Origin of the sequence: Limnofasciculus baicalensis BBK-W-15, from assembly GCF_024178385.1 — a bacterium.
Taxonomy (GTDB): domain Bacteria; phylum Cyanobacteriota; class Cyanobacteriia; order Cyanobacteriales; family Coleofasciculaceae; genus Limnofasciculus; species Limnofasciculus baicalensis.
Genome location: NZ_JAMZMM010000261.1, coordinates 1 through 8,734, shown reverse-complemented (window position 1 = coordinate 8,734; position 8,734 = coordinate 1). Strand labels below are relative to the sequence as shown.

Here is an 8,734-nt window from a genome sequence, read left to right as displayed (position 1 = left end):
GTTGTTTGTTGTTTGTTGTTTGTTGTTTGTTGTTTGTTGTTTGTTGTTTGTTATTGGTTGTTTGTTTTTTGTTGTAGGACATGCCAGACTCATGTGTTAGTTATTAATTGTTTGATCTACAACCAACAACCAATAACCAACAACCAACAACCAATAACTACTAACTCGATAAAGCACGAATTTCCGAAGAAAATGAAGCGGTAACTACACCTTTGCCGTCGCTAGTTTTGATTAAAGCAACTCGAAAGCGGAGATTGGGTGTAGTAAACCAGATTCTCTCCTCAGCCGCCGCGCGATCGTACTCTGTGAGTAAGATAAAAGTACCATCGTCAGCGAAGTGGTATTCTCCTGCTGCTGACATAGTTTCAGCATATCCGCGATCGCGCAATAATTTCCCCCGACTTGGATTTTCCGGATCGGGAATGGGAACAAGGATACAAGTGCCTTCCACCTTTTCAGCTTCATCCCAATCTGATTCCCCCTCCCAATTCATCCGAAAGGGATTAGTCGCATTAGATGGATCGATATTATACAACTTACAGATATCAATTACAGCAGGATCGTCTGTTGGCAGTGCAATAATATCAATAGTCGAGCGTACTTCTTCAAAGTGGCTGAAAGCTAAATTGTGCCCGCTACGTTGGGATCTCCACCTGCCTATCGAAAGTTTTACAAATTCACTAATATTCATTTAATTGGTAATTGTTAATTGCCTTTTAAATCTTGCCTCATGAGTAGCAAATACCATTGGTCATTTGCCATGATTAGACTAATGACTAATGACCAATGACTAATGACCAATAACTAACTAAGCAACTGTAATGCTGAGGATTTTACCGCCACTTTTCTGGATGTTTTGCACTCGCTGAGACAATTGGCTGTAGTCAACCAAATATTCCATATTACTCGTGCGAGTGGTCGGTCCGCAATTGGAGGCAGAAGCCGCAATCCGGTAACGCTTACTGGTTTGGCTAGGATTACCGCCACCAGAAACTGGGGCTTTAATTGCCGTGGGCAAATTACCTGCTACTGCGCTAATTAGCTTGGCTTTGTTGCTCTTATCGCTGGTAGCAGCACCACGCACTAAGGAGAATGTCCGGTTAAAGTTGACATTCTTAATTCCCACTTGGGAGTTAACTGTGCGGGCGTAAGGAACTACATTCTCACCAAAGCTTTGAATGTACTCGTCGCTATCGATGTAGGAATCGATTTCCGCGTCATAACCTGCTTCGTTGTAGGTGGCAACATGTACGGCAATTTCTGCTTGATCGAGGGGGGCACGACCTAGCAAATGCTTACAGTTTAGCTCGATAAAACGGTATTGAGATGAAGATTGAAAAAACAGCGATTTATACAAATCGGATTTGGCCACAACGTTGACAAATTGGCGGACGCTGATGTTACCGTTCCGAAGCTGGGATTCGGCGCTGGTTAGGCGTTCGCTTTCCATCAAATGTCCATTGCCCAAAACTTGCTTGTAAACAGCGCTAATCACCGTTTGCAAATCATCTTCTGTCCCATTCTGTCTCTGTTCTACCGGGGCGCTATCAACTGACCATAAAGCCATGGAATTTTCTCCTAAATTAAATTGATTTGATTGTTTTTATTTCATTAATTATTACTATCTAGTTCTTAGTTTGTGACTAATTAATAACTAATAATAACTAAAGTTTGCCAAATTGGATATGATGATGACCAACTCAAAACCCTAGCCAGATCGAGTCTGTCCTTTCAAACATATCAACACGCAGTTGACATGGGGGTTTGTTACTCATTCCTATTTGGCAACAAAATTATCTTTGCTGAAAATGGGGTCTAATTATGTTAATAAATATTAAGTCTTGTATCGGAAACTTAACTATAGCGCTTGTCAACCGAGTGAGGTAAAGAGAAACCCGGTTTCTTAAATAAACGCTAATGACCAATGACCAATGACTAATGACCGAAGAAGTGTAAAGTTAACTGAAAGCTCTGAGTTGGTTGATTAAACGATCGAAATAGGGGGTGAGACGATCTCGTTCATTCTCAGGTAAGCGCCGCAAACTAGCAGACTTCAGGTTTTCTAATCCCAGTACCATCGCATCCAGAGGCACTTGCAATTCCTGATACAACAGATTCATATACTGCAACCCCTCTGAACTTGTAAAATCTGTGCTACCGCCAGCAATCCCATAGGTGATGCAGCGGAGAAAGTGCCAAAAATCTCGCCAACAAGCTTCTGCCCTCTCAGGGGGATAAAGACCACCTCCAGGCTGAGTAATATCTGGATAGGTTAGCAAAACCTGTTCCCTCGCTTCAACCACAATTTCCGAAACGCGATCGCGCAGAAACCGAGCTATATTCAGTAATGAGGCAGTTTCAGGTGAAACAGCACCAATCTGCTCTAAATCCTCGTCCGTGAGATAGCGTCCTTCATCATCAGCAGTCTGAAAAAGCTGAATTACCTCTTTTGGATAAGATTGCTCCCAGCTAGCAAAGCTGACTATTCTTGATTTAGCAATTAATTCTTTAACGCGAGCGCTTAATTGAGTTGTCATAGCTCCTTTATACTGCCATAACCTATTACGTGCCTTTCCACACTATACTATTAAACGTTTGTTGCCGTTCCTTACTCCCTTTGCGGTAGAAGAAGATCTCTCTCTTCCTTAGTGTCTTAGTGTCTTAGTGTCTTAGTGGTTTATTAAACAGTTATTCCCAAGAGCGCAAAGGGAGTGAGTAGTGGGAATCTCTCTCAATCGGAACTCCCCACAACCCACTAATTAGAACACTGATTAAGTAATCCCAACAACCCTGTTTATTTGGGAGTGAGTACTGATGACCAAACTTTTTAAAAGCAATTTAAACGAATTTTCCTTTAGCAGTCTTCATTTCCAGGTTAACGATGGAGTTGATAGTGGAGCTATCAGCCATTTCCCTTTTCATCCCTACCACATTAGACCACATTAGATAGTGTTCTCCTGACGCGATTAACTTTAATCGTTATTCCATTCCTCTGAACCAATCAAGTCTCCGATTCTGTCTCTAAGCAAGAAGTCGCACTGTTCCAGTTCACATTCAACGCAAACCCATTCCCGAGCAGGAATGTACTGGCACAACACATAAATTGGCTGTTGACGGCTGACGTGTCCTTTTTCCACTAATTTACGGGCTTCTTCTTGGATCACCTCAATGGAGTATCGGACTGAGGGGGTAGATAGTACTGGGTTAGCAATCATAGGACTCATAGTAAGTAATCAGCCTGGTATAAATTCAGCTACTCTCTAACTATAATCTAAAAATGGCTAGCGTGAAAATTATTTTGATTCAGTATAGAAAGTTACAGTTTATCTGAGATCTATCATAAATTTTACTAAAGACTCAAATTTTCAGATCCTTACAGAAATCAACCCTAGCCAGTCTAGCGCGACTAGGGCATTAAAAGACTTATATTGGCTAGCTGAGATCTGCTTAACAAAACTTAAACGAATTCTGTCAAGCCACTTCTGAGAGCAGTTTGGGAAAATAATCGGTCCATTGCGAGAGATTGAGCCTCTGCCATCTGTCCATAAGAATACAGATATGGGTATGGGGTAGCCGGCGGCAATTCTCTCTGAAACTGCTCTAATACATATGGACTACCGTAAATCACCAGGACTTGTAGATCGTTAGTCTTTAACAATTTCTTAACCCAAATCTCAGCCCTTGTCATCATTTCAGCGGTTCCCCGAAATGGGTTGCCCCGAATGAACAGTTGTAACAGAGTTGGTTGGGAGCCGGGAAGATGGTTTGTATCATCTGCTCTTGGCAGAGTATCGCGGTCAACCCATTGTAGTTGGTAGCCTAACTGTTTGGGTATATTGATAGCTGGAGCATTTCGCCCCAAAAAGTCACAAGCTAGGACATCATCTACTAAGATCAGATTGCGTAGCTGGCGATTGCTATTGGTGGGTTGTGGTGCTAAAGGTAAAGAGCCACCTATTTTCAGGGAATCTCGGAGAATATTGTTAACGGTAGTGAAAGCGGCAGGTTGAGCAACTTGGGCGAGGAAGTTTTCAGTGGAGGATTTGAGATGAAAACTATCCATCACCTTACCTTTGGCTTGCCAAATCCGCTCTACCGATGAGAGAATTCTCTCCTGTGAGATACGTCCAGTTTTTACTGCCTCACATACTGCTGAAATCGCAGTTTCTGGATTAACAGGCATTAATAAAATATCTGCACCTGCTTCAACTGCCATAACTGCTGCTTCATCTGCACCATATCGATTTGCGATCGCGCCCATTACCAAGGCATCGGTTACAATTAGTCCATCAAAGCCTAACTCTTGTCGGAGTAAGTCAGTTAAAACTGGTTTTGATAAGGTAGCAGGATATTCCTCGTCTAACGTGGGAATCAATAGGTGAGCTGTCATGACTGTATCCACGCCAGCAGAAATGGCTGCTTGAAACGGGGGTAGCTCTATTTGATGGAGTCGTGAGAGTGAATGGGGTAAAATTGGTAAATCTAGATGGGAATCAGTTGCCGTATCCCCATGTCCCGGAAAATGTTTAGCTGTAGTTAATACGGGATAATCTTGGGTTCCCCGAATAAAGGCAGTGGCTAGTTGGCTGACTGTTTCCGGAGTTTCACCAAAGGCTCGGACATTAATTACTGGATTTTGGGGATTATTATTCACATCCACCACAGGAGCTAAAATCCAGTTTATCCCAATAGCCAAAGCTTCTTGAGCGGTAATATTGCCCATTTCCTGGGCATATTGTTGAGCTTTTGCCATATCTTTTAAAGCTACCGCGCCAATTGCCATGGGTGGGGGAAACCAAGTAGCACCAGAAAAGCGTTGCCCTACTCCTTCCTCAATATCAGCCGCAACGAGCAGAGGAATTTGTGCCCAACCTTGGAGTTGTTGCGATCGCAGTTTCAATTCTACGGCACTTCCTCCCAATAAAATTACCCCACCAACCCCCAAATCTTCAATCCAATGCTGTAACTTAGAAGTTGGGGGTTCCCAGATGGGATACTGAATTTGACGATCGAATAGGTAGCCAGAGGCACGGATTACTACCATTTGGGCTACTAGTGCTTCTAGGGAGAGGGAGTCGAGAGTGGGTAGTGAGATTGCGCTAGGATGGTTCGTCATAAATTAGAATTGTTTGTTTGGTAGGTGTGATGTAACTTATTGATTTTCGTTTTGTTAGCGTGTTTTTGGTCGATTATCTTACAGGAGTTGGTAACTCAATTTCAAGGATTTCTCTTACCAAGAAAAACCTTCAGGAATTCCAAAATTATCTTCTAGCTGTTTCATATATTGATTTAATTTTCTTAAAACATAATCAGCAAGATATCCGGGTGTATTGTCATTCGTATAACAAAACTCTAAGCAGCTAATTCTAGCTGATTAGGATTATTGTTTATCTTTTTTTTAGACATATTAAATTATCTCAAATGCTATCCGAAATTATTACAAATTTTAAGCCACAGCAAACTCAGTTAATTTGCGAGTTTCTGGATCGTGAAAAGCTAGAACAATATCCTCTTTTGGTACACCTTCCCTTAATAACTCAGTAGCAATACCTTCCTCTGTCCAATCTTCCTCAATATAAATTTTATCGTTTTTAATGCGAACATAAACAGAAATTGCCTTAACTCGTCTATCATTTTTCCAGCCAATATTAAACCAAAGATATTGACTTCTTTGATCGTCAAACATTAATACCTCATCTATATCAGGATCGGGAACTTGTCCTGAGATTCTTTCATATTTACTGAGGATTTGTTTGATTATATCTTGGTAATGAGTTAGCTTATCCATTTGACAATCTCCTCTTTTTTAAGATCGACAACTAATAGTAAGATTTGATATTTTTGTAAAATTAATTCAATTGCAATTTGTTGAAAAAACCTTCCATAAATATTATTGCCGACTGCCAAATAAACTTTACGATCTGGATGGGTAATAGAAAGAAACGTTTGATAAATGAGATATTGACCTAAAGCTGTTTCAAATTCACGCATCGGGGAACGACTGGTAAAACTTTTAATTTCAATGACTATTTTTTCTCCTTCTCTGCTAGCAGAAATCGTTTTTTCACCCGCTAAATCCGCAACTAATTTAATTTCTTCATATTTAATCGGATAAGGATCGGCTGTAATAGTCCACCCATCCTTAATTAAAGCATTTTTTACCACATCATGGTAAGTATCCTTTGCTGGCATCGTCCTCTTTATAAGATTAAGGTGAATCTATTATAGACTCACCTTAACATTATACTAAACCAAAGTCTCCTCAAGCTTAGGTATCTGATTCACAGGAATCACCCGCCGGAAATCATCAAGATCATCAATTTCATTGCAAGTATTAAAATTACGAGCAGCAGGACGATAATGTCCGATACTGGTCATACGTGAAGCAATATCGGACATCATTATCCACCTTATCCCCCGCACCTTCACTCATTAACTTCAGAATCCTCCGCTGCGGGAATAACTTCTTCTACTCCCTTACTCAGACGCTCTTGAGATAATTGATTCAGGAGTGTTAACATGCGATCGCCTCTTTCTAAACCTCGATCTTCAATAAACAACACCTCTGGCGTGCGGCGCAGGCGAACCCGTCTACCCAATTCTCGGCGGACAAAACTAGTCGCCGACTGTAATCCCTCCATGGTGGCTGCTCTTGCCTCCTCTGTGCCATAGATTGACACATAAATCTTAGCGTGCTGAAGATCTCCGGAAACATTCACATCAGTGACACTCACCATTCCTGCACCCACGCGATCGTCTTTGATTTCGCTGATTAACATTTGGCTGACTTCTTGCTGAATCAGCGAGGAAATTCTAGAAACACGGCGACTTGTTGACATAACGCCCCCTTTGTTATATTACGGGCTATTTTTGGTAAAGATGGTTAATTTACACCGAACTCAACCCTAGCATGGCTTGGAGGGTAAAGGTCAAAAACATAAAAGTCCCGACTACCAACCCAACTAATGCGATCGCGCTGACAGGGTTACTCACTAGTGGTTTGAAGCGCTCCCACAGGGCAAAGAAGATCCCTAAAGAGACGGTAATCAGGAAGCGGGGGAAACGAAGGAGGTTTTCAAAAAAATCTTTCATCTGTCTCTTATTTTAGAACTAGCTAGATATTTACACTAGTATGAGTCTCTTGATTTTACAACTACTCCTGTTATTTGCGATAGCGAAGCGCTGCTGCAAGCAGGTCGCAGTTTGCTTAGGCAATCTTGTTCCTGTGCGAGGAGGTGGCATCGATGGATTGGGAGTTTATCTATTTTTTAACTTGATAGCGCCATTAGCTTGCCTTGCTTTTCTGACAGCTATCATGAGCCATGGGAAGTGAATTAAACAAGAGAAACCCGGTTTATTTAATAAACCGGGTTTCTCTATACCTCACTCACCTACAAATCGCTGTATTGGCTAATTACTAATCGCTAAAGAAGACATAGAATTAGTTATTAGCCCTTGAAAAGGTAACAGAATGTGCTGAGTGGGTTAGTACTGAGTGGCAGAGTTACAAATTTTAATTGAAAACTCAAAACCCAAAACTATTTTATTCTCTTACCTCTTACCTCCTACCTCTTACCTGCAAAAACCCTATTCGCCACGCTTAATCGGTTTAGGAATCGGTGTGGTGCGTTTAGGAATCGGTGCTGATTTACCAGCTTGATCTCCCTTGGGAATGGGACGCTGATTGGTGAAGCCATTTCCGGAAGTCGGTCGTCTTTTCGGCGGGAAGTTACTATTCATTGGTCTCCTCATCGCGATTGCACCAATATCATTACCATCCTCCACCACGAGAGTATTCCCATGGAGTTGTAAGTGCAAATCCCAAAAATGACGAATAACTTTATCGCCAAGAAAACCATTGAGAGTTAACTTGAAAAATTTGATAGTTTCTGACTCTCTACGAGGAGATTGCTTGATTTTGACAATTATTTTTCCTTCTTCCTTCGACTGGTAAATTAATTGGCCGCGAATGGAAAAATAGCCCTCTTTAAGAGTCAGAGAAGTATCGATTTCAGATAATTCAGGAGATGCTTCTGGTGTTAGTTGCTCTGAGGATTCTTCACCCTCCGGCACTTCTGTTGAGACAGGGCGATGAAGTTTTTCGGGTTCCCACACACCGACAATTTGAACATGCAAATTGCCGTCCTCTAGTCTTGTCCGAGGATAAACAACCCAGAGATGGGGTTGAGCTAAGTCTAAATGATTTTTGACCAAGCTCATGACGCGCCCCAGCAAAACTGCATCAATTAAAGAACCATCCGATGATACGAGTGTCCCTCGTGTCAATTGGTCCGCAGAGGGCATGTATTGTCCTCTGATGAGTCCGATTGCTCGGTACTGCATGGGTTCGCTGGGCGGTGGAATGGGTTGTTGTCGCTGGACATTTTGTGGCATTATCCCGATTGAGTTACCTATAGCAACTGAGTTGGTATTGTTGGCAGAATCACTGGTTGACGTGGTAGCGTGCTGATTTGGCACACTCTTGGCTTCTTTTGACTTTTCGTCAGAAGATTTGGGTGAGTCGGTGGACCGATTCACAGAAAGACTCATACAACCTCCTAGCGGCGGAGACACATTCCCTTAACGGGTGTTAGACTTACTGGTTAAATTGTCCGGTTCTTCAAAACCATCAGTGCTACTCGTCCAGAGGCTGGAACGGCTCTCCTAAAACTCTGTCAAGTAACAAAATATGAACGCCAGACAATTCACTACCAGTTAGCCTATTGTACAAAAT

At 41.9% G+C, this 8,734-nt stretch carries 10 protein-coding genes; all 10 read right to left on the bottom strand.

Annotated elements, in window-relative coordinates; genetic code table 11:
- Positions 1–160 precede the first annotated feature (160 nt).
- The 10 genes from NJ959_RS21055 to patR all read right to left on the bottom strand — a co-directional run bounded on the left by NJ959_RS21055 (position 161) and on the right by patR (position 8,550).
- Positions 161–691, bottom strand: coding sequence for a phycobiliprotein lyase (locus tag NJ959_RS21055; RefSeq protein ID WP_254013704.1), 531 nt, complete (start codon positions 689–691; stop codon positions 161–163).
- Positions 692–808: 117 nt separating this feature from the next.
- A complete protein-coding gene (locus tag NJ959_RS21050; protein ID WP_254013703.1) occupies positions 809–1,567 on the bottom strand; it encodes a phycobilisome rod-core linker polypeptide in 759 nt (252 codons plus the stop codon).
- Between the two features lie 391 nt (positions 1,568–1,958).
- On the bottom strand, positions 1,959–2,537 hold the full coding sequence (locus NJ959_RS21045; RefSeq protein ID WP_254013702.1) for a bilin-binding protein: 579 nt from the start codon (positions 2,535–2,537) through the stop codon (positions 1,959–1,961).
- Positions 2,538–2,972: 435 nt separating this feature from the next.
- Complete coding sequence (locus NJ959_RS21040; protein WP_254013705.1) at positions 2,973–3,215, bottom strand: DUF4327 family protein; 243 nt, start codon at positions 3,213–3,215, stop codon at positions 2,973–2,975.
- 242 nt (positions 3,216–3,457) lie between these two features.
- On the bottom strand, positions 3,458–5,116 hold the full coding sequence (locus NJ959_RS21035) for a glycoside hydrolase family 3 N-terminal domain-containing protein (RefSeq protein ID WP_254013701.1): 1,659 nt from the start codon (positions 5,114–5,116) through the stop codon (positions 3,458–3,460).
- Positions 5,117–5,446: 330 nt separating this feature from the next.
- Positions 5,447–5,788 carry a XisI protein gene (locus NJ959_RS21030; protein ID WP_254013700.1) on the bottom strand — a complete coding sequence of 114 codons (342 nt, stop codon included), beginning with the start codon at positions 5,786–5,788 and terminating at the stop codon, positions 5,447–5,449.
- Complete coding sequence (locus NJ959_RS21025; protein ID WP_254013699.1) at positions 5,776–6,192, bottom strand: XisH family protein; 417 nt, start codon at positions 6,190–6,192, stop codon at positions 5,776–5,778. Before NJ959_RS21025 ends, NJ959_RS21030 begins: the two co-directional genes overlap by 13 nt.
- A 233-nt stretch (positions 6,193–6,425) precedes the next feature.
- On the bottom strand, positions 6,426–6,839 hold the full coding sequence (rbfA, locus tag NJ959_RS21020) for a 30S ribosome-binding factor RbfA (protein ID WP_254013698.1): 414 nt from the start codon (positions 6,837–6,839) through the stop codon (positions 6,426–6,428).
- A 49-nt stretch (positions 6,840–6,888) separates the two neighbouring features.
- On the bottom strand, positions 6,889–7,092 hold the full coding sequence (locus NJ959_RS21015) for a DUF751 family protein (RefSeq protein ID WP_254013697.1): 204 nt from the start codon (positions 7,090–7,092) through the stop codon (positions 6,889–6,891).
- Between the two features lie 495 nt (positions 7,093–7,587).
- The gene (gene patR, locus NJ959_RS21010) at positions 7,588–8,550 is read right to left on the bottom strand and encodes a heterocyst master regulator PatR (RefSeq protein ID WP_254013696.1); all 963 of its coding nucleotides are present in this window, start codon (positions 8,548–8,550) and stop codon (positions 7,588–7,590) included.
- Positions 8,551–8,734: the final 184 nt, after the last annotated feature.